Annotated in this window: 16 protein-coding genes; 9 read left to right on the forward strand and 7 right to left on the reverse strand. The window is 74.0% G+C overall.

Annotation, left to right across the window (positions count from 1 at the left end):
- Positions 1–39: 39 nt before the first annotated feature.
- The gene (locus tag AC0B61_RS18235) at positions 40–1,281 is read left to right on the forward strand and encodes an MFS transporter (protein WP_471741758.1); all 1,242 of its coding nucleotides are present in this window, start codon (positions 40–42) and stop codon (positions 1,279–1,281) included.
- Here the strand turns inward: AC0B61_RS18235 and AC0B61_RS18240 are convergent.
- Positions 1,215–2,828, reverse strand: coding sequence for a glutamate synthase subunit beta (locus AC0B61_RS18240; protein WP_471741685.1), 1,614 nt, complete (start codon positions 2,826–2,828; stop codon positions 1,215–1,217). The two genes, AC0B61_RS18235 and AC0B61_RS18240, sit on opposite strands and share 67 nt — an antisense overlap.
- Positions 2,829–3,004: 176 nt before the next feature.
- On the opposite strand from AC0B61_RS18240, the gene AC0B61_RS18245 reads away from it, so the two are divergent.
- Positions 3,005–3,685, forward strand: a complete 681-nt coding sequence (locus tag AC0B61_RS18245) for a response regulator transcription factor (protein ID WP_471741686.1) — start codon at positions 3,005–3,007, stop codon at positions 3,683–3,685.
- Positions 3,682–5,067: a HAMP domain-containing sensor histidine kinase gene (locus AC0B61_RS18250; protein ID WP_471741687.1), complete on the forward strand. Its 1,386-nt coding sequence runs from the start codon at positions 3,682–3,684 to the stop codon at positions 5,065–5,067. The genes AC0B61_RS18245 and AC0B61_RS18250 overlap by 4 nt, the downstream gene beginning before the upstream one ends.
- Positions 5,068–5,193: 126 nt before the next feature.
- Here the strand turns inward: AC0B61_RS18250 and efeB are convergent, their stop codons facing one another.
- The 3 genes from efeB to AC0B61_RS18265 form a co-directional block, all read right to left on the reverse strand.
- The gene (gene efeB / locus AC0B61_RS18255) at positions 5,194–6,585 is read right to left on the reverse strand and encodes an iron uptake transporter deferrochelatase/peroxidase subunit (RefSeq protein ID WP_471741688.1); all 1,392 of its coding nucleotides are present in this window, start codon (positions 6,583–6,585) and stop codon (positions 5,194–5,196) included.
- The gene (gene efeU, locus AC0B61_RS18260) at positions 6,585–8,693 is read right to left on the reverse strand and encodes an iron uptake transporter permease EfeU (protein WP_471741689.1); all 2,109 of its coding nucleotides are present in this window, start codon (positions 8,691–8,693) and stop codon (positions 6,585–6,587) included. Before efeU ends, efeB begins: the two co-directional genes overlap by 1 nt.
- A gap of 246 nt (positions 8,694–8,939) precedes the next feature.
- Entirely contained in the window at positions 8,940–9,260 is a 321-nt protein-coding gene (locus AC0B61_RS18265) for a hypothetical protein (protein WP_471741690.1), read from the reverse strand.
- Between the two features lie 409 nt (positions 9,261–9,669).
- On the opposite strand from AC0B61_RS18265, the gene qcrB reads away from it, so the two are divergent.
- Positions 9,670–11,292, forward strand: coding sequence for a cytochrome bc1 complex cytochrome b subunit (qcrB, locus tag AC0B61_RS18270; RefSeq protein ID WP_471741759.1), 1,623 nt, complete (start codon positions 9,670–9,672; stop codon positions 11,290–11,292).
- An 84-nt stretch (positions 11,293–11,376) separates the two neighbouring features.
- Here qcrB and AC0B61_RS18275 read toward each other — a convergent pair whose 3' ends face one another.
- The gene (locus AC0B61_RS18275) at positions 11,377–11,694 is read right to left on the reverse strand and encodes a cytochrome C oxidase subunit I (protein WP_471741691.1); all 318 of its coding nucleotides are present in this window, start codon (positions 11,692–11,694) and stop codon (positions 11,377–11,379) included.
- 188 nt (positions 11,695–11,882) lie between these two features.
- Here AC0B61_RS18275 and AC0B61_RS18280 point away from each other — a divergent pair, with 188 nt between their 5' ends.
- The 3 genes from AC0B61_RS18280 (at position 11,883) to AC0B61_RS18290 (ending at position 13,450) form a co-directional block, all read left to right on the forward strand.
- Positions 11,883–12,116: an aromatic-ring hydroxylase C-terminal domain-containing protein gene (locus AC0B61_RS18280; protein ID WP_471741692.1), complete on the forward strand. Its 234-nt coding sequence runs from the start codon at positions 11,883–11,885 to the stop codon at positions 12,114–12,116.
- A gap of 139 nt (positions 12,117–12,255) precedes the next feature.
- Positions 12,256–12,912 (forward strand): NADPH-dependent F420 reductase, encoded by a 657-nt coding sequence (locus AC0B61_RS18285; RefSeq protein WP_471741693.1) that lies wholly within the window; start codon positions 12,256–12,258, stop codon positions 12,910–12,912.
- Between the two features lie 91 nt (positions 12,913–13,003).
- On the forward strand, positions 13,004–13,450 hold the full coding sequence (locus AC0B61_RS18290) for a YchJ family protein (RefSeq protein WP_471741694.1): 447 nt from the start codon (positions 13,004–13,006) through the stop codon (positions 13,448–13,450).
- A gap of 60 nt (positions 13,451–13,510) precedes the next feature.
- Here AC0B61_RS18290 and AC0B61_RS18295 read toward each other — a convergent pair whose 3' ends face one another.
- Positions 13,511–14,530: a polysaccharide deacetylase family protein gene (locus tag AC0B61_RS18295; RefSeq protein WP_471741695.1), complete on the reverse strand. Its 1,020-nt coding sequence runs from the start codon at positions 14,528–14,530 to the stop codon at positions 13,511–13,513.
- 260 nt (positions 14,531–14,790) lie between these two features.
- On the opposite strand from AC0B61_RS18295, the gene AC0B61_RS18300 reads away from it, so the two are divergent.
- A complete protein-coding gene (locus AC0B61_RS18300) occupies positions 14,791–15,330 on the forward strand; it encodes a GNAT family N-acetyltransferase (protein WP_471741696.1) in 540 nt (179 codons plus the stop codon).
- A 39-nt stretch (positions 15,331–15,369) separates the two neighbouring features.
- Here the strand turns inward: AC0B61_RS18300 and AC0B61_RS18305 are convergent, their stop codons facing one another.
- Positions 15,370–16,287: a carbohydrate kinase family protein gene (locus AC0B61_RS18305; protein WP_471741697.1), complete on the reverse strand. Its 918-nt coding sequence runs from the start codon at positions 16,285–16,287 to the stop codon at positions 15,370–15,372.
- 356 nt (positions 16,288–16,643) lie between these two features.
- Here AC0B61_RS18305 and AC0B61_RS18310 point away from each other — a divergent pair, with 356 nt between their 5' ends.
- A complete protein-coding gene (locus tag AC0B61_RS18310; RefSeq protein WP_471741698.1) occupies positions 16,644–18,179 on the forward strand; it encodes a M1 family metallopeptidase in 1,536 nt (511 codons plus the stop codon).
- Positions 18,180–18,474: the final 295 nt, after the last annotated feature.

An 18,474-nucleotide genomic window follows, 5' to 3' on the forward strand; every position in this document is an offset into this window, starting at 1 on the left:
CACCGCGCCCTGGCGCTCCTCCCGGGGCTTCCGGCTGACCTGGACCTCCGGCACGGTCACCCTGCTCGGCTCGGTCTTCACCATGACGGCAGTCCCCCTGCAGATCGCCGACCTCACCCACTCGCCGCTGGCCGTGCGGCGGTCGGCGCGGTCGAACTCGTACCCACCGTCCTCTTCGGCCTCTACGGCGGCGTCCTCGCCGACCGCGCCGACCGCCGCACGGTGGCCCTGGTCACCGAGGTCGCCCTGGCCGCGCTCAGCGCGCTGCTGCTGGCCAACGCCCTGCTCGGCACCCCCGCCGTCTGGCCGCTCTACCTCGCCGCCGGGGTGGCGGCGGCCCTGCAGGGCGTCCAGCAGCCCTCGGTCGAGGCGATGATCCCCCGACTGGTCCCGCCCGATCAGCTGGTGGCGGCCGGGGCCCTGCTCTCCCTGCGCTGGAGCATCGGCGGAGTGGCCGCACCGGCCGCCGCCGGACTGCTGATCGCGGCCGCCGGCGCCCCGGCGGCCTACCTGGTCGACCTCGGCTCCTTCCTCCTCTCCATCGCCCTGCTGGCCCGGGTCCGACCCGTCCCCTCCGACCGGGACGCCGAGAAGCCGCGGCTCAGTGACTTCGTCGAGGGCGCCCGCTACGCCGCCCGACGACCGGATCTGATCGGCACCTACCTGGCCGACCTCGCGGCCACCGCCTTCGCCCTGCCCACCGCGCTGTTCCCCTTCCTGGCGGAGGATCTGGACGCGACGTGGGCGCTCGGGCTGCTCTACTCGGCCGGCGCGGCCGGAAGTCTGGTCGCCGCCGCGACCGGCGGCTGGACCGGGCGGGTCCACCGACACGGCCGGCTGGTCGTGTGCTCCGCCGCCCTGGTCGGTGCGGCGACGACTGCGGCCGCCTTGGCCCCGAGCCTGTGGGCCGTCCTGCTCTGCCTGACCGTCGCCGGTGGCGCGCACTGGATCGGCGACACCTTCCGCAGCGCGATCTGGAACCATTCCATTCCGGACGGACTCCGAGGCCGGGCCCTCCGCCGAGCTCTGCTCCGAACCCTCCTCCGAACCCACCGGGGAGCCCACGCCCTGATGCGCGCACCACCACCGACACGACCGGCCGCACCGAGCGGATCAACGTGGCGGACGAGGCTCGCAGAGGACCGACCCCGCACACCACCCGTACCACCGACCCGACACCCACCGGCCTTTCCCGGTACCGACCAGACGCCCCCTCACAGCGTGAGCGCCCGCGCCGATGCGCTGATCGGCGCCGGGAGTTCGGTCCGGCCGCGTAGGTAGCGGTCTACCGCCGCAGCCGCCGCCCGTCCCTCGGCGATCGCCCAGACAATCAGCGACTGCCCGCGCCCGGCATCGCCCGCGACGAACACGCCCCGCGTCGCGGTGCCGAATCCGTCGTCCCGGGCCAGCGTGCCCTCCGGGCCCGTGGCGAGGCCCAGTTGGGCGAAGAGCCGCTGGTCCGGCTCCGGCCCGGTGAAGCCCAGCGCAAGCAGCGCGAGCTGCCCGGGCAGGCTCCGCTCCGTACCGGCCCGCGGGCTGCGGTCAGCGGCCTCGGCTCCGGTTCCCGTTCCGGTTCCGGTTCCGACGACGGCTCCAACGCCCGCTCCGGTACCACCCCCAGCCCCAGCCCCGCTCTCACCGCGACCACCACCTCCACCGCCCCCTCTACCTCCACCGCCCCCTCCGCCCCCGCCTCCCGCTTCGGCGAAGCGGACGGCGGCGAGCCGGCCGTCCGGGCCCGGCTCGAAGCCCACGGTGGCCGCCGCGAACACCCGCGGCCCGGCCACGGCGGCACCGGACTCCTCGTGCGAGGTGGTCTCCCGGTACACCTTGGGGTGCACCGGCCAGGGCTGCCCGGGTGCCCGGCCGTCCGGCGGGCGTGGGTTGATGTCCAGTTGGGTGACCGAGGCGGCGTGCTGGCGCAGCGCCGTCCCCAGGCAGTCGGCCGCGGTGTCCCCGCCGCCGACGATCACCACGTGGCGGCCTTCCGCGGAGACCGGGGAGGCGGCGCAGTCGCCTTCGTCGACGCGGTTCGCCCAGGTCAGGTAGTCCATTGCCGGATGTACTCCGGGCAGTTCGCGGCCGGGTACCGGCAGTTCGCGGCAGGCGGTCGCGCCCACCGCGACGATCAGGGCGTCGTATCCGGCCCGGAGTTCCTCGCCCGTGACGTCCCGGCCGACCCAGACGCCGGTGTGGAACTCCGTTCCCTCGGCGCGCAGTTGGTCGATCCGGCGGTCCAGCCGGTGCTTCTCCAGCCGGAACGGCGGGATGCCGTACCGGAGCAGCCCGCCCGGGCGGTCGGCCCGCTCGTACACCGTGGTGGTGTGCCCGGCGCGGGTCAGCTGCTGAGCGGCGGCCAGCCCGGCCGGGCCCGAGCCGATCACAGCGACCCGGCCCCCGCCGCGCCGCTCGGGCGGGCGCGGGCCGTCCCAGCCTTCGTCCCAGGCCCGGTCGGCGATGGCCAGTTCGACGTTCCTGATGGCCACCGCGGCCCCGTCGATGGCCAGGACGCAGGCGCTCTCGCAGGGGGCCGGGCAGAGCCGCCCGGTGAACTCCGGGAAGTTGTCGGTCGCCAGCAGCCGGGCCGCCGCGGCCTGCCAGTCCCCTGCGGCCACCAGGCGGTTCCACTCCGGTACGAGGTTGCCGAGCGGGCAGGCGTTGTGGCAGAACGGCAGCCCGCAGTCCATGCACCGCTCGGCTTGGCCGCCGACTACCGGCAGCGGGGAGCCCGGCCGGTACACCTCGTTCCAGTCCCCCAGGCGCTCGCGCGCGTCCCGGCGCGCCCGCTCTGCACGCGCGGTGGTGAGGAAGGCCATCCGGTCTGCCATCGCGGCCTCCGGCGGGGCGTGCCGACACGGACCAGGCGGCCCACCCGGCGGCGCGCCCCCGTGTGGCCACCGTACGCCTGCGAAGGAGCGCGCGAAAGCGGCAGTTGTGCGGCCTGCCCGGCCGTCCTCCGGACCCGCCCGGAAGCGTCGTGAGCACGCCAGGGAGAATCCTCGGTATGACCCATATCGTGCTGATCGCCGAGGACGACCGGGCCATCCGCGATTCGCTCGCCCGAGCGCTGATGCTGGAGGGCTACCGGGTGCGGATCGCCGCGAACGGCACCCAGACCCTGGCCGTGCTCGCCGAGCAGCGACCGGACGTCCTGCTGCTCGACGTGATGATGCCCGAGCCGGACGGCCTGGAGGTCTGCCGCCGGCTGCGCGCCGCCGGCGACCGCACCCCGGTGCTGATGCTCACCGCCCGGGTCGAGGTGCCGGACCGGATCGCCGGCCTCGACGCCGGGGCCGACGACTACCTGGTCAAACCCTTCGACGTGGACGAGCTGTTCGCCCGCCTGCGCGCCCTGCTGCGCCGCAACCCGCCCGCGCCCGCCGCCGAGGTCCTGAGCGTCGCGGACCTGCGGATCGAGCCGGCCGCCCGCCGGGCCTGGCGGGCCGGCCAGGAACTCGAACTCTCCCGCACCGAGTTCGACCTGCTGGAGCTGCTGGCCCGGCACGCCGGAGCCGTCCTCGACCAGGCCACCCTGTACGAGCGGATCTGGGGCTACGACTTCGGCCCCGGTTCGAAGAACCTCGCCGTCTTCATCGGCTACCTGCGCCGCAAGCTCGACCACTCGGGCCTGCCCCCGCTGATCCACACCGTCCGCGGCGTCGGCTACACGCTGCGCGAGCCGTGACCGGCCCGGCCCGCCGCCGTCCGCGGCTGCCGCGCCCGGGCCTGCGCACCACGCTCTCGCTCGCCTTCGCCGCGATCGCCGCCCTGGTCGCGGTGCTGATCGGCGCGCTCGGCTACCACGCCGCCGCCCGGCTGATCCGGGACGACGAGACCGCCGACTTCTCCGCGGCCGTCGAGTCCGTCCACCGGCAGGTCGAACGCGAGAACCTCTTCCCGGGGGACTTCGTCGGCCCGAGCGGTCTCAGCGACGACCTGCTGCGGCCGATCCGGGTGACCTCGCAGGCGCTCGACCCCGACGCCCGGGTGCTGCCCGGCACCGGCCGGCTCGACCTGCCGCCCAGCCCGGCCGACCGCGAACTCGCCCGGGCCGCGGAGCCCGGCCGCACCGCCACCGGGCTGCGCCGCCTGCACGGCGACGCCCTCCGGGTGGGCGTGGTCTCGCTCGGCGGCCACCGCGGCGCGGTCCAGATCATCCAGCAGGTCGAGCCGACCGAGCGCCTGCTGGCGGCCCTGCGGATCCGTACGGCCGCCCTGGTGGCGGTCGTGGCGCTGCTCGCCGGCGGGGCCGGCCGGCTGTCGGCCCGGCGGATCACCGGTCGGCTGGTCCGGCTCACCGACGCGGCCGAACTGGTCGCCGCCAGCGGCCGGCTCGACGTCCCGGTGCCCGCCGCCGGGAAGGACGAGGTGGGTCGGCTCGGCCGGGCCTTCGACCGGATGCTGGTCCGTCTGGCCACCGCCAAGGAGAACCAGCGCCGGCTCGTCCAGGACGCCGGGCACGAGCTGCGCACTCCGCTGACCAGTCTGCGTACCAACCTCTCGGTGCTCCCCGCGATGGACCGGCTGCCGCCCGCCGAGCGTGCCGCGCTGCTGGCCGATCTGGCCGAGGAGGCACGGGAGTTGACCCTGCTGGTCGAGGAACTGGTGGCGCTCGCCGCGGACCGCAGGGCGGACGAGCTGCCGACCGGGGTGGTGCTGGCCGAGGTGGTCCGCGAGGCCGCCGCCCAGGCCCGGCGGCGCAGCGACCGGGAGATCCGCGTGGACGCGGACGACACCGTCGTCACCGCCCGTCCGGACGCGCTGGCCCGCGCGGTGGGCAATCTTCTCGACAACGCCGCCAAGTTCGACCCGGCGGGGGCGGGGCCGATCGAGGTCGTGGTGCGCGGCCCGCGGGTGGAGGTGCGCGACCGCGGTCCCGGCATCGAGGAGGCCGACCTCGACCGGGTCTTCGACCGCTTCTACCGGGCCACCGCCGCCCGCAGCCTGCCCGGTTCGGGGCTGGGCCTGGCCATCGTGCACGAGGTGGCCCGCTCGCACGGCGGCACCGCCTTCGCCGCCAACCGGGAGGGCGGCGGAGCGGTCATCGGCTTCACACTCGGGTCCTGACCGCGGCGGGGGGGGGGGGGGGGGGGGGGGCCCCGCCCCCCCCCCCCCCCCCCACGCCACGCGGCACCGCGCCGCGCCGCGCCACCTAACGCCCCGCCACGCCGCGCCACACCGCGCCCCGCCACGTCACACGGCGGCCAGCAGCCCTCGCCCGAGCCAGTCGGCGTTGTCCTTCACGCCCGGCAGGACGAAGAAGTACCCGCCTCCGGTCGGCGAGATGTAGTCCACCAGCGGCTCGCCGATGAGCCGGGTCTGGGTGGCCTCGAACTGCCGCACCACGTCCTGCTGGTAGCAGCAGAACACCAGGCCCATGTCCAGGTTGCCCGCCTTGTCGATGCCCCGGTCGTAGTTGAAGCCCCGGCGCAGGATGCGCGAGCCGTCGGTGTCGGCGGTGCGCGGGTTGGCGAGCCGGATGTGCGCGTCGAGCGGGATCGCCTTGCCGTCCGGGTCCTTGGCGTAGTCCGGCGCGTCGGTCTCCTGGCGGCCGTCCAGCGGCGCGCCGGTGTCCCGGCGGCGGCCGAACATCTTCTCCTGCTCAGCGAGGGTGACGCGGTCCCAGAACTCGATCAGCATCCGGATGATCCGGATCACCTGGTAGCTGCCGCCGGTCGCCCAGCCGGGTTCGCCTGTTCCGTCAGTGACCCAGACCAGCCGGTCCATCTCGCGCGAGGAGGTGGTGTCCGGGTTGACGATGCCGTCCTTGAAGCCGAGCAGGTTGCGCTGCGCGCCGTCCGGGCGGGACTGGTTCTGGAAGCCGTCGATCCGCCAGAGGATCTGCATCGCGCCCCGGGTGTGCCGGGTGATGTCGCGCAGTGCGTGCAGCACGGTGTCCTGGCGGTCGGCGCAGATCTGCAGCGACAGGTCGCCGTGCAGTTCGGCGGCCTGCAGGTTGTCGTTGGGGAAGGTCTTCATCGGCGCCAGCCTGACCGGCTTGGCCTTGGCAAGCCCGTAGCGGTCGTCGAAGAGCGAGGCGCCGACGCCGACCGTGACGGTCAGGTTGTCGGTGGGGACGGTCGGGCCGAGGATGCCGCTGTCCGAGGGCGGCGCGCCGACGCCGAGGTCGGGCGGGGTGCCGCCGGTGGAGAGGAAGCGGATCCGCTCGGTCAGGGCCTTGAAGAGGTCTTCGAGGCCCTTGCGGTCCTGGGCGATGACCTGGCAGGAGACGAAGGCCGCGTAGCCCGGGGCCGGGGTGGTGACGCCGGCCTGGTGGTCGCCGTGGAACGGCACCGCCCCGTTCTTCGTCTGCCGGCTGTCCCCGGCGGAGGCCGGGTCGACGCCGAGGGTGAGGGCGCCGCCGGCGAGCACGGCCGCTCCGGCACCGGCACCGAGCGCGGCCCGCACGAAGCGGCGCCGGGCCGGTCCGGCCGGGCAGCCGCCCTGCGCGACGGTCTCGCCGACGACGGCCCGCCCGCCAGCCTCGACGGCGGCCTCGAGAGCGACCTCGGCAGTGGCCCCGACAGCGGCCGCCGCGGCGTGCGGGAACGGGCAGGAGCCGGCGGCTGCGGTGTGGTCGGTCATCAGGCGGCCTTCCGGATCTCGAGCAGGGCGGGGATGGGGGCGAGGTCTTCGAGCAGTTGGCCGGTGGCGCCGTCGAGCTGACGGCGGCTGTCGGCTGGGAGCCGGTCCACCGGGGTCCAGCCCTCGGGTCGCTGCGCGGCGGCCACGAGGTCGCCGACCCGCTTCATCCCGGCGTTCACCCGCACCAGCACCTGCGGGTCGCGCTCGTCGAGCAGCGGCTGCAGCAGCGTCAGCAGTTCCCGGGTGCCGGCCAGGTGGGCCTGGGCGGTGGCCAGGTTGGTGCCGCTGCCCATGTCGGCGTCGCCGGTCAGTTCGAACTGGAGGGTGTTCTCCAGGATTTCGTGGGCGCGCAGCGGCAGGTCGCCGGGGGCGAAGTCCTGCCCGGGGAAGTCGTGCACCAGCTTGGCGACGTCCTGCACCAGTTGGTCCGCGACGGGGGTCAGGTCGGCGGCGGACTGGTCGTGCCAGAGGCCGTACTCCAAGCGCAGGAAGCCGGTGAAGCCCGGGTCCTGGTACTTGTCGGGGAGGCCGTCCGGGCGCCCGTCGATCTTGCCGTCGAGGTCGGCGAAGGTGCCGTAGGCCGCGCCGAGCGAGGCGTACTGCAGGTGGGTGGTGAGCCAGTCGGCCTTGGCGGTGGCGAGCTCGCCGGAGTGCACGTCGGCCTGGAGCTTCTGGGTCTGTGTCACGAGCGTGGCGAGGCCCTGGACGACGTAGTCCTTGTAACTGTCGAGCGGGGCCTTGAGGTCGTCCTCGGAGACCGGCTTGACGGCCTTGACCTCGCTGCCACCGGTGACGTGCACCGCGCTGGAGGTGACGGGCTTCCCGCCGGTGGGCACGCAGCGCCAGGCGTAGTCGCCGGTGCCGATGGTGGCGGTCAGGGCCCGGGTGGTGCCGGGGGCGAGGCCTTCGATCTCGCCGTAGACCGCGCCGGTGGCCGGGTCGACCAGGTACACCTCGGAGACCTTGTCGCCGGTGTTGTGCATCTGGAACACCTGCTGGCCGGGCTGCGGGGAGCTGAATCCCCGGCCGCACTCCTGCTCGGAGACGGAGACGGTGGCCGAGCTGTCCTGCTTGCCGTCGCTGACCGCGATCACGGCGCCCGCCACCACGACCGGGACGGCGACCAGCGCGGTGGGCAGTACCCAGCGCGGACGGCCGGGGCGCACCGGCCCGGCCGCCTCCCCGGCGGCCGCGCCCTTCGCAGCCGAAACGTTCACGGAGCCCGCATCCGCATCCGCAGCCGCATCCTTCGCGGGGGCCGCCGCCGTCCCCGAGCCCGCAGCCGGAGCGCTGGCGCCACCCCGGACGCCCTCGATGAACGTCGCCATCACGACACCCAGGTACGCCACATAACCGACGACCTGCAGGACCGTCATGGTGACGGTCAGGTTGAGCGTGCCCTGGACGAGGGTGGCGTACCAGGACGAGGCGTCCAGGTGCCCGCTCAGGTCGAAGGCGTACGCGCTGCCGCCGCCGACCAGGCCGGACTCCTGCAGGTCGCGCAGGCCGTAGCCGAGCACGCCCGCCGCGACGACGATCAGACCGGCGCCGGTGATGGTGAAGAACCGGGTGAGGTTCATCTTCAGCGCCCGCCGGTACAGGCCCCAGCAGAGCGCGGTGGAGAGCACCAGGCCGACGGCCGCGCCGATCAGCGGCCCGGTGGACTCCCCGGCGGTGCGCACGTTGGTCCACAGGAAGAGGGAGGTCTCCAGGCCTTCGCGGGCGACCGCGAGGAAGCTGGTGAGGACGAGCGCGCCAGCGCCCATCGCCAGCGAGGCCCGGACCTTCTCCTTCAGGTCCGCGGAGAGGGTGCGCGCCGACCGGCGCATCCAGAACACCATCGCGGTGACGAAGCAGACCGCGATCAGGCTGAGCACTCCGCCGAACGCCTCCTGGGCGTGGCCGGAGAGGTTGGCGGCGGTGAAGGTGAGCACCGCTCCGAAGCTCAGGCTGAGTGCGAGGGCCGCCGCGACGCCCGTCCACACCTGGGGCAACCGGGTCTTCTGGCCCGCCCGGACCAGTGTGGCGATCAGGATCGACACGATCAGTCCGGCTTCCAGGCCTTCGCGTAGCCCGATCAGGAAGCTGGGAAACGCCTCATCCCACATGCAGCGGGCTCCTCCCCCGGGTCACCCCGGGCCGTCACCTGTCCTCGCGCCGCCGCGGTGGCGGTGGAGCGGCACAGCCGAGCGCCCCGGACGTCGTGGTCCAGGGCGCTTCGGCTTAGCTTAGGCAAACCTTAGAGCCGCGCTGGTCAACTGCACCCCCGCTTCAGGTAAGGGTTCGGTATGAGAAGGCCCGGGTGCTCGCCAAACCCGCAGGTCGGCACGCTCGGCGGCGCCGGCGGGCGCGGGTCACCCCCACCACTGCTCCGGCACCGGCTCCGGCTCGGCCAGGACCGTCACCGGTTCGGCGGAGCGCACGACCAGGTCTCCCGTCTCCGTCGCGTCGACCAGGTAGCCGCACTCGCGCAGCACGAGCGCGGCGGCAGCGCTCAGTGCCGCGCGCGCCTCCCGGGTCGGCGGCCCGTCCGGGTCCGCGCCCGGGCTCCAGCCGACCACCACGCCTTCGGGGTGACGGCCGATCCACAGCGGTGAGGGGCCCGGCGCGGTGTCGAACCCGGCGCGGGCCAGGGCGTCGGTGACGTCCTCGAACAGTTCACGGTGATCCACCATTGGCGCAGCGTAGGCCGTGGATCGCACGACCCCCGGGCGCGGCGCGCGCCGAAACGCTTCAGCGGCACCCGACCGCAGCATCGGCACCCGTTGGGCTGACCGGCGGCCAGCCGATCGGGCGTCAGGAACCCCCGTCCGGCCCGACACGAGCGGCCGGACGGCCCGATGGACGTGCACAGTCGGCCCCCTGCCGACAGCATGACAGAGTAAGCGCTCCATCACCCTGAGCAACGTGTCCAGCGGGCCCCCCGGGTCCGCGCGCCGGTCCGGCCGGCGGGCCCGTATCGAGAGGTCCCATGATCACAACACTTCGCCGGCCGGCGTTCTCGCCGGCGGGTCTCCAGCAGGCCGCGCCGAGGACGCCGGGGAGCCCGTCGTGAGCACCGACCAGCAGTCGCAGCCGGGACCGGTGACCAGCAGGCGCGCCAAGCCCGCCAACAAGGCCGAGGCGCTGGCCGACTGGACCGACGGCCGGCTCGGCATCTACGCCCTGGCCAAGTCCAACCTGCGCAAGATCTTCCCCGACCACTGGTCCTTCATGCTGGGCGAGATCGCGCTCTACACCTTCGTCATCATCATCCTGACCGGCGTCTGGCTCACCATGTTCTTCACCCCGAGCATGGGTGAGGTCGTCTACGACGGGTCCTACGTACCGCTCAAGGGCATCCCGATGTCGGAGGCCTACGCCTCCACGGTCAACATCAGCTTCGAGGTCCGCGGCGGCCTGCTGATGCGCCAGATCCACCACTGGGCGGCCGTCGTCTTCATCGCCGCGATGCTCACGCACATGATGCGCGTCTTCTTCACCGGCGCCTTCCGCAAGCCCCGGGAGATCAACTGGGTCTTCGGCGCGCTGCTGCTGATCCTCGGCATGTTCGACGGCTTCATGGGCTACTCCCTGCCCGACGACCTGCTCTCCGGCACCGGCATCCGGTTCATGGAGGGCGCGATCCTGTCCGTCCCGATCGTCGGCACCTACCTGCAGTTCTTCATGTTCGGCGGCGAGTTCCCGGGCACCGACATCATCCCGCGCCTGTTCACCGTCCACGTCCTGCTGATCCCGGGCATCATGCTGGGCCTGCTGGCGGCGCACCTGATCCTGGTCTTCTACCACAAGCACACCCAGTTCGCCGGGGCCGGCCGGACCAATGAGAACGTGGTCGGCATGCCGCTGCTGCCGGTCTACACGGCCAAGGCGGGCGGCTTCTTCTTCCTGGTCTTCGGCGTGGTCGCGGTCATGTCGGCGATCGCCACGATCAACCCGATCTGGGCGTACGGCCCCTACCGGCCCGACCAGGTGTCCACGGACGCCCAGCCGGACTGGTACATGGGCTTCTCCGAGGGCCTGATCCGCGTGATGCCCGGCTGGGAGATCAGCGTCTGGGGCGGCCACACCCTGAACCTCGGGGTGTTCATCCCGCTGATGGTCTTCCCGACCGTGCTGCTCGTCATCTGGTGCTGGCCGTTCCTGGAGGCCTGGGTCACCGGGGACCGCGGCGAGCACCACATCGCCGACCGGCCGCGCAACGCCCCGGTCCGCACGGCCTTCGGCGCGGCCTGGATGAGCCTCTACCTGATCCTGCTCGCCGGCGGCGGCAACGACCTGCTGGCCACCCACTTCCACCTCTCGATCAACGCGATCACCTACGCGGTGCGGGCCGGCTTCTTCGCCCTGCCGGTGGCCGTCTTCGTGGTCACCAAGCGGTGGTGCCTGGGCCTGCAGCGGCGGGACAAGGAGAAGGTGCTGCACGGACGGGAGACCGGCGTCATCAAGCGGCTCCACCACGGCGAGTTCATCGAGATCCACGACCCGCTGCCGCAGGGCCGGCGCTACACCCTCACGGCGCACGACCAGCCGCAGCCGACGGACCTGCCGCCCGAGGTGGACGAGAACGGGGTGGTCCGCAGGGCCGGCCTGTTGACGCGCGCCCGGGTGAAGCTGTCCCGCGGCTTCTACGGCCGGGACAGCCAGATCCCCAAGCCCACCGTGGAGGAGCATACGGAGGTCACCAGCGGCCACGGCCACCACTGATCCCCGCACCGGGCGAGGGCCCGCTGCGCCGGCAACGGCACAGCGGGCCCTCGTCGTCCGTGCGGACCGGGCGGCCCTGCGGGCTCAGCGCCGCAGGGCCGCCGGGACGACGGCGAACAGCGCCGCCGCCAGGGTGACGGAGAGGCAGAGCGCCGCCCAGCGGGTGCAGATCCGGCGGCACTCGCTGCGGTAGCGGGCGGCCAGCCGGCGGCAGCGTTCGACGGCGCGGTCGACGACCTCCTCGGCGTAGCGCAGCCGGTCGGCGGTGTAGGCCTGTTCGAGGTTCTCCCGTTCCGCGGCCGGCAGCCAGGGGAACTGCCCGGCGAAGGCGCGCGCGTCGCGCTCGGCCGCCGCGATCTCCGCCTCCCAGGCCAGGAAGCCCTCGATGCGGGCGAACTCCACCCGGGAGTCCACCCGGGCGCCGCTTCCGGCGGGCCTGCCCCGGCGAGGGTTCCGCGCTCTCGGCGGACGCTGCCTGCCACCCATGACCGCTCCTCATGTCGAGTCGTCCCGCCTGGTCGGCGCGCGGGAGTTGGCTCTGCGGCGGATCACTCCGCGAGCAGGCAACTACTACCAGTGACCGCCAGGGGGTGCCGGGCGACTCGCCGAACCCCCGGCAACACGGCCCCGCTCCCGGGCTGGAAAAAGCCGGCGGGTGGAAGGACCGGGTGGACGTCGGCGCGGCCACCTGCGCGGAGCCGCCGGCCGGCGCCCTGCTGCTGCGCCCGGACGGATACGTCGCCTGGGCCTCGCCCGTCGGCGAGGCGGATCCGGACGGTCCGACGCGGGCGCTGCGCACCTGGTTCGGCGACGCTCGCCCCTGAGTGCGCGCACCCAGCCCGACCGGGCACCCAGCCCGACCGGGCAGCCCGCCGTTCCGGCGCGTCTGACGCCGGGTCAACTATGGTCGTCGCCGGAACGTCCGGTCGGGACGGGCCCTCCACCTGACGAGACGGGGAAACGGTGCGGATCGGAATCATCGGCACGGGCATGGTCGGGCAGACGCTGGGGAGCAAGCTGGTCTCGCTCGGCCACCGGGTGACGCTGGGCTCCCGGAGCAAGGACAACGAGAAAGGGCTGGCCTGGGCCGCGCAGGCCGGCCCCGACGCTCGGTGCGGGACCTTCGCCGAGGCGGCCGCCTTCGGCGAGGTGGTGCTGAACGCCACCGGCGGGACGGTCGCCCTGGCGGCGCTGCGGGCCGCCGGGGCGGAGCACCTCGCGGGGAAGTTGTTGGTCGACGTCTCCAACCCGCTGGTGTTCGACCCGTCGGGCCAGGTGACCCTGGACCCGGTGAACACCGACAGCGTCGGCGAGCGGATCCAGCGCGAGTTCCCCGAGGCCCGGGTGGTGAAGGCGCTCAACACCATCAACTGCGAGCTGATGGTGGAGCCGGGCAGGCTGACCGGCGAGCACAACCTCTTCATCGCCGGGAACGACGCGACGGCCAAGGCCGAGACCGTCGCGCTGCTCGGCGAATTCGGCTGGCCGGCCGAGTGGATCATCGACCTCGGGGACATCTCGGCGGCCCGGGCGATGGAGATGCTGATGCCGTTCTGGCTGCGGATGATGCGGCACTTCGGCCACGCCGAGTTCAACTACTCCTTCCGGCGCCCCGCGTGACGCGGACGGGCCCGCCCCCTCGGTACGCCGTGGGGGCGGGCCCCCGGGCGGGTGGGAGCCGAGCCCCTCGGCGGTGAGGGAGAATGGACCCATGTCCCCACGTCGTCCAGCACCGCGCTCCGCCGCACCACGCTCCACCGCGCCCCGGCTGCTGCCCTCGTCCCCGTGCCCGTGCGGCCTGCCCGCCGCCTACGGCGACTGCTGCGGCCGACTGCACCGCGGCCGGACGGCGGCCTCCACCGCCGAGTCCCTGATGCGCTCCCGGTTCAGCGCCTTCGCCGCGCAGGACGAGGCGTACCTGCTGCGCACCTGGCACCCGGACACCCGGCCCGACGAGGTCGACTTCGACCCCGCGCTGCGCTGGACCCGGCTGGAGGTGGTCTCCACCACCGAGGGCGGCGCGTTCCACGCGGAGGGCACGGTCGCGTTCCGGGCGTACTGGACCGAGGGGGGCGAGGAGGGCGTGCTCGCCGAGCACAGCCGCTTCGTGCGGCACGAGGGCGCCTGGGTGTACGTCGACGCCCTCTCGCTCGGCTGAGCATCGCCGTTCAGGCCGCTGCCGTCGTCTCCTTGGCGACCGTCCCCTTCCGGATCGCCGTCACAGGTAGTCGTCCAGGCGGCCCAGGGAGAAGCCGGCCGCGGTGACGTCGTTGACGACCTTGCGCAGCAGGTCCGGCATGGATGCCTTCCAGATGTCGACGCCCCGGAAGTGGGTCAGGATGATGTCGCCCGGGTGCAGCTTCTGGTCGTCGTAGCGCCACTCCATGTGGTCCGGGAAGGCCTCCTCGTTCCACAGCGGCACCGCCTGCACCCCGCAGGAGGCCGCCGCGCGCAGCGTGTCGTCGTTGTACTCGCCGTACGGCGGCCGGAACAGCCGGGGGCGGACGCCGATCTGCTGCGCCAGCTGGTCCTGCTGGCTGCAGATCTCCTGGTGCTGGGTCTCGTAGTCCAGGACCTTCAGGTTGCGGTGGTTGATCGTGTGGTTGTTGATCTCCACGCCCTGGGCGTGCATGTCGCGGAAGTAGCCGTAGTTCTCGCGCACCAGGTAGTCGGACACGAAGGCGCTGAGCGGGATGCCCAGCTCCTCGGCCATCCGGGAGAACTCCGGGTCCTTCTCGGCACCGTCGTCGACGGTCAGGAAGACCACCTTGTCGTCGGTCGGCACCCGGTAGACCACGGGCGGGCGGCCGTCGGCGAGCTTGACGCCCTGCACGGGGGTGAGCTGGGCCCTGGTCGCCGGGCGCGGTGGGGCCTTCAGCGGGGGACGCTCCAGGCCCCACCGGTGGGCGGTCTCCAGGGCGGACCTGACGGTCGCCTCCTGGCGGGCGACCGCCTCGCTGCTGGTCTCCTCCTCCTTCCGGGCCAGGCCGGGCAGCAACGGCGGCGCCGCGGGTGGCCGGGCCGCTCCGCGGTCGACGGCCGCCACGGCGGCGCCGGGCGCCGCACCGGCCCCGGCGGCGGGGGCCGCGGCCACGGGAGCCTCGGCGGCGGGGGCCGTCGGGGCCGGGGCGGCCTTCGGTCCGGCCGGGCCGGCGCAGCCGGCGGCCACGGCGGAGAGGCAGACGGCGGCCAGCAGGCCGGTTCGTGCGCGGTGCCGACGCTTCTGACTTCCCCTCAAAGCCCCGCTAATCTGACAATCTGATGGTCTGTCCATGGCTGCACTGCTCCCCCACCACACACCCCCGCCAATCCCCTCCTCACCCGTGCGGGGCAACGGCGCGCCGCACTCCTTGCCGTTCCTTTGCCGTCCGTCGGCCCCCGGTTCGCCCCGTCGGACCACCCGCAGCCGCCCGCAGCCGCCATGAGCCGTCCCGAGCTGCCCCGAGCTGCCCCGAAAAACCGATTGCGACCGTGCGGCCGGGAGTGGATCATGCGCGCATGACGAGCACCGCGCCCCGCCCCCGCGACCTCTGGGCCGTCGCCCCGGCCGACGTGACCAGCCCGGAAGCCCTGGAGCTGCTGCGCGCGTACTACTACGACGTGGCCAACCGCTACTACCGCCTGCACCTCGGACGGGAAGGCACCCCGGAGCAGCTGGAGTCCGGGCTTGCCGACACCCCCAGCGACCACCTCGCCGCCCCGGACGGCCTGTTCCTGATCGGTCGGTACGACGGCGTCGCCCACTCGTGCGCCGGCCTGCGGCGGCTCGACGCCACCACCGTCGAACTCACCCGCGTCTACGTCCGCCCCGAGCTGCGCGGCAGCGCCGGCGGCGCCCGTCTGCTGGCCGCCGTCGACGGGGCCGCACGCTCCCTGGGCGCCGACCGAATCGTCCTGGACACCCGGCTGGACCTGATCGAGGCCCGCACGCTCTACCTCCGGCACGGCTACCAGGAGATCCCCGCCTACAGCAGCGGCCCGTACGCCGAGGTCTGGTACGGCAAGGAGCTCACCGTGCTCGGGCAACAACGGAGTTGACGTCGAGGCGTTGGACGCGGCCGCCGGGGCGCTCCGGGGCTACACCGCGCCGGCGTTCGTGAACGGCCCCCGTCCGTCCGCCAGGGCGTCCGCGAGTTCGGACGCCGTGGGCGGGTTGGCGCCCGGGCGGGAGACGGTCAGGGCGGCGGCCGTCACCGCGTGGGTGAGGCAGGCCGGGAGGTCGGCGCCGCTCGCGCGGGAGTGCAGCAAGGCGGCCATGAAGGAGTCCCCGGCGCCGACGGTGTCCGCGACCGCTACCGGGACGGCCGCGGCCTCCGCCCGTCCGCCCCCGGCCGTGCGGGCGAACGCGCCGTCGGCGCCCAGGGTCACCGCGACCACGGAGGGGCCGAGGGCCAGCCAGCGCTCGGCGGCCGCCTCCGGCCGCTCGCCCGGGTAGAGCCAGGCCAGGTCCTCGTCACTCGCCTTGACCAGGTCGCTCAGCGCCACGCAGCGCTCGACCCGCCGGACCGCCTCGGCCCGCTCCCCCATCAGCGCGGGCCGCACATTGGGGTCGTAGCTGACCTGCGCCCGCCCCCGCCACCGCTCCACCAGCGAAATCACCGCCGCCGCGCCCGGTTCGGTGACCGCGCCGATCGAGCCGAGGTGGATCGCGGCGGGCGCCTCGGCCGGCTCCGTCGGCGGGAGCGTCCAGCCGATGTCGAAGGTGTAGCGGGCCTTCCCCTGCCCGTCCAGCTCCACCACGGCCGAGGGTGTCCGCGCGACCTCGGCGGCCCGCACCAGCACGCCCGCCGACTCCAGGTGCGACCGGATCAGCCGGCCGTTGGCGTCCGGCCCGAGCTCGGTGAGCAGCGTGGCGGGGCGGCCCAGCCGGGCCAGGCCGTACGCCACGTTCGCGGGGCTGCCGCCGGGGTGCACCCGGTCCGCGGCGCCATCCTCGCGGACGATGTCGGCGACGCACTCACCGATCACCAGAACGGGCGAAACTGGGCTGGTCACGGCGGCTCCTGGCATCCGGTACGCGGGCGTCGTCTCGGCTGCCAGCCTACGGGGTGCGTCCGGGCGGGAACGCCAGGGCATGAAAGTACGGCCGCCGGACCTGGCCAGGTTCTCCGACGGCCGTGGCTCGTCCGTCAGGGGACGAAGCACTCCCGACGCTAGACCGTGGGCGGGGGCCGCGCCACCACCGCGGGCCGTCCGGGGGATCACGGCGTGTCGTCGGAACTCCGGATCACCCGCCTGCAGCGGCCCTCGGTCCACTAACATCCGTGCGCGGCCTCCCTGCTCCGTCGGCTTCCGCGCCTGCTCCCGCTCGTGACGTGCCTCGTGAAATGCGGTGATCACCCTTGTCCAGCTTGTGCAGGCCCCGTGTCGCTCTCGTCCTGCCGCTCGCGCTCAGTGCGGTGCTGCTCTCGGCGAGCGCCCCGTCGGCCGGTGCCGCGGACGGGCTCGGCGATCCCGTCTTCCCGTCGCTCGGGAACACCGGGTACCGGGCGCTGGCGTACGACCTGGCCTTCGACTACCGGGCCGAGAGCCGCACCGTGGACGGCACGGCCGTGATCACCGTCCGGCCCGACCGCACGCTGGCGCGCCTGGAGTTGGACGCGCTCGGGCTGACCGTGCGCGCCGTCCGGGTCGACGGCCGGCCGGCGGCCTTCGCGACGCACGACGAGAAGCTGACCGTCACCCCGCCCGGGCCCTTCCGCCGGGGCGCCGCCACCGAGTTGACGGTCGAGTACACGGCCGACCCGCGGGCACCGCTGCCGCACACCGGCTGGGTGCCCACGCCGGACGGCTTCGCGGTGGCCGGCCAGCCCGCGAGCGCGCACACCGCGTTCCCGTGCAACGACCACCCGAGCGACAAGGCCCGCTTCACCATCGCGGTGACCGCGCCGGACGGCCTCCTGGGCGTCGCCAACGGCGAGTTGGCGGACACCGAGCACCGCGGTGACGGCCGCACCACCCGGCGGTACGTCTCCCGCGAACCGATGGCCACCGAACTGGTCCAGGTCTCGGTCGGCGACTACACCGTCCGCGAGCGCACCGGCCCGCACGGCCTGCCGCTGCGCGACGTCGTCCCGACCGCCCGGGCCGCCGACCTGGAGCCCGCGCTCGCCCTCACACCCGGCCAACTCGCCTGGGCGGAACAGCACCTGGGGCCGTTCCCGTTCGGGACCTACGGCATCCTGCCCGCCGACACCGACGACCCGGCCGCGTTCGGCTTCACCGGACTGGAGACCCAGACCCTGACCCTCTACAAGCCGAACTTCCTCCGCCGGCCGGAGGCGGCGATCGGCTCGCACATGATGCACGAGCTGGTCCACTCCTGGTTCGGCGACAGCGTCTCCCCGGCCCGGTGGTCCGACCTGTGGATCAACGAGGGCCACGCCGACTTCTACGGCCTGATGTACCGCTACGAGCGCGGCTGGCCCGACGACTGGGGCCACACCACCCTCGTCGACCGGATGCGCCAGCTCTACGGCCTCGGCGACCAGTGGCGGCACGACTCCGGGCCGGTCGCCGCCCCCACCGCCTCGAACCTCTTCGACAGCCAGCGGTACACGGGCGGCGCGCTGGTGCTGTTCGCGCTGCACGAGAAGGTCGGCGCGGACCGCTTCGACCGGATCGAACGCACCTTCCTGCGGGAGCACCGGTACGGCAACGCCACCACCGAGGACTACGTCCGCACGGCCTCCGAGGTGTCCGGGGAGGACCTGGGCGGGTTCCTCGACGACTGGCTGTACGGGCTGCGGACGCCGCCGATGCCGGGGCATCCGGACTGGACGGTCGGGCCGGTGGGCGCGACGCCGGGCGGCACTGCGGCGTCCGGCACGTCCGGGGCGGCGGGGGCGGGCGGGCCGGGGGTCACGCAGGGCTCCGGGACGCTCTGACGGCGCACTTGGAGCTGATGGCGCACTCCCCGGCGCACCGGTTTGCGTCCGGTCGCCCCGTGCACGCCCCTGGACGGCAGGGGCGGGTGAGGCCATGGTGGTTCCCACGGCCCGCCCGCCGTCCGGCCTGAGTCCCAGCCGGCGCGCGGGCCGTCCAACGTCCTCACCCGGCCGCCGCCGCGGCCCCTCCCGGCGCGCCGTTCCCGCCGTGCCGTTCCCGCCGTGCCCTGTCAGCGGTGCGTCCGCCCGCGTGCCCGCTCCGGCCGGATTGTCAGTGCCCGGTGCTAGCGTCCCG

It is taken from the genome of Kitasatospora sp. NPDC023385 (assembly GCF_055664045.1).

Coding starts and splice junctions, on each gene's coding strand:
- AC0B61_RS18240 (WP_471741685.1), bottom strand. CDS start 2,828: ATGGCAGACCGGATGGCCTTCCTCACCACCGCGCGTGCAGAGCGGGCG.
- AC0B61_RS18245 (WP_471741686.1), top strand. CDS start 3,005: ATGACCCATATCGTGCTGATCGCCGAGGACGACCGGGCCATCCGCGAT.
- efeB (WP_471741688.1), bottom strand. CDS start 6,585: ATGACCGACCACACCGCAGCCGCCGGCTCCTGCCCGTTCCCGCACGCC.
- efeU (WP_471741689.1), bottom strand. CDS start 8,693: ATGTGGGATGAGGCGTTTCCCAGCTTCCTGATCGGGCTACGCGAAGGC.
- AC0B61_RS18265 (WP_471741690.1), bottom strand. CDS start 9,260: ATGGTGGATCACCGTGAACTGTTCGAGGACGTCACCGACGCCCTGGCC.
- AC0B61_RS18290 (WP_471741694.1), top strand. CDS start 13,004: ATGTCCCCACGTCGTCCAGCACCGCGCTCCGCCGCACCACGCTCCACC.
- AC0B61_RS18300 (WP_471741696.1), top strand. CDS start 14,791: ATGACGAGCACCGCGCCCCGCCCCCGCGACCTCTGGGCCGTCGCCCCG.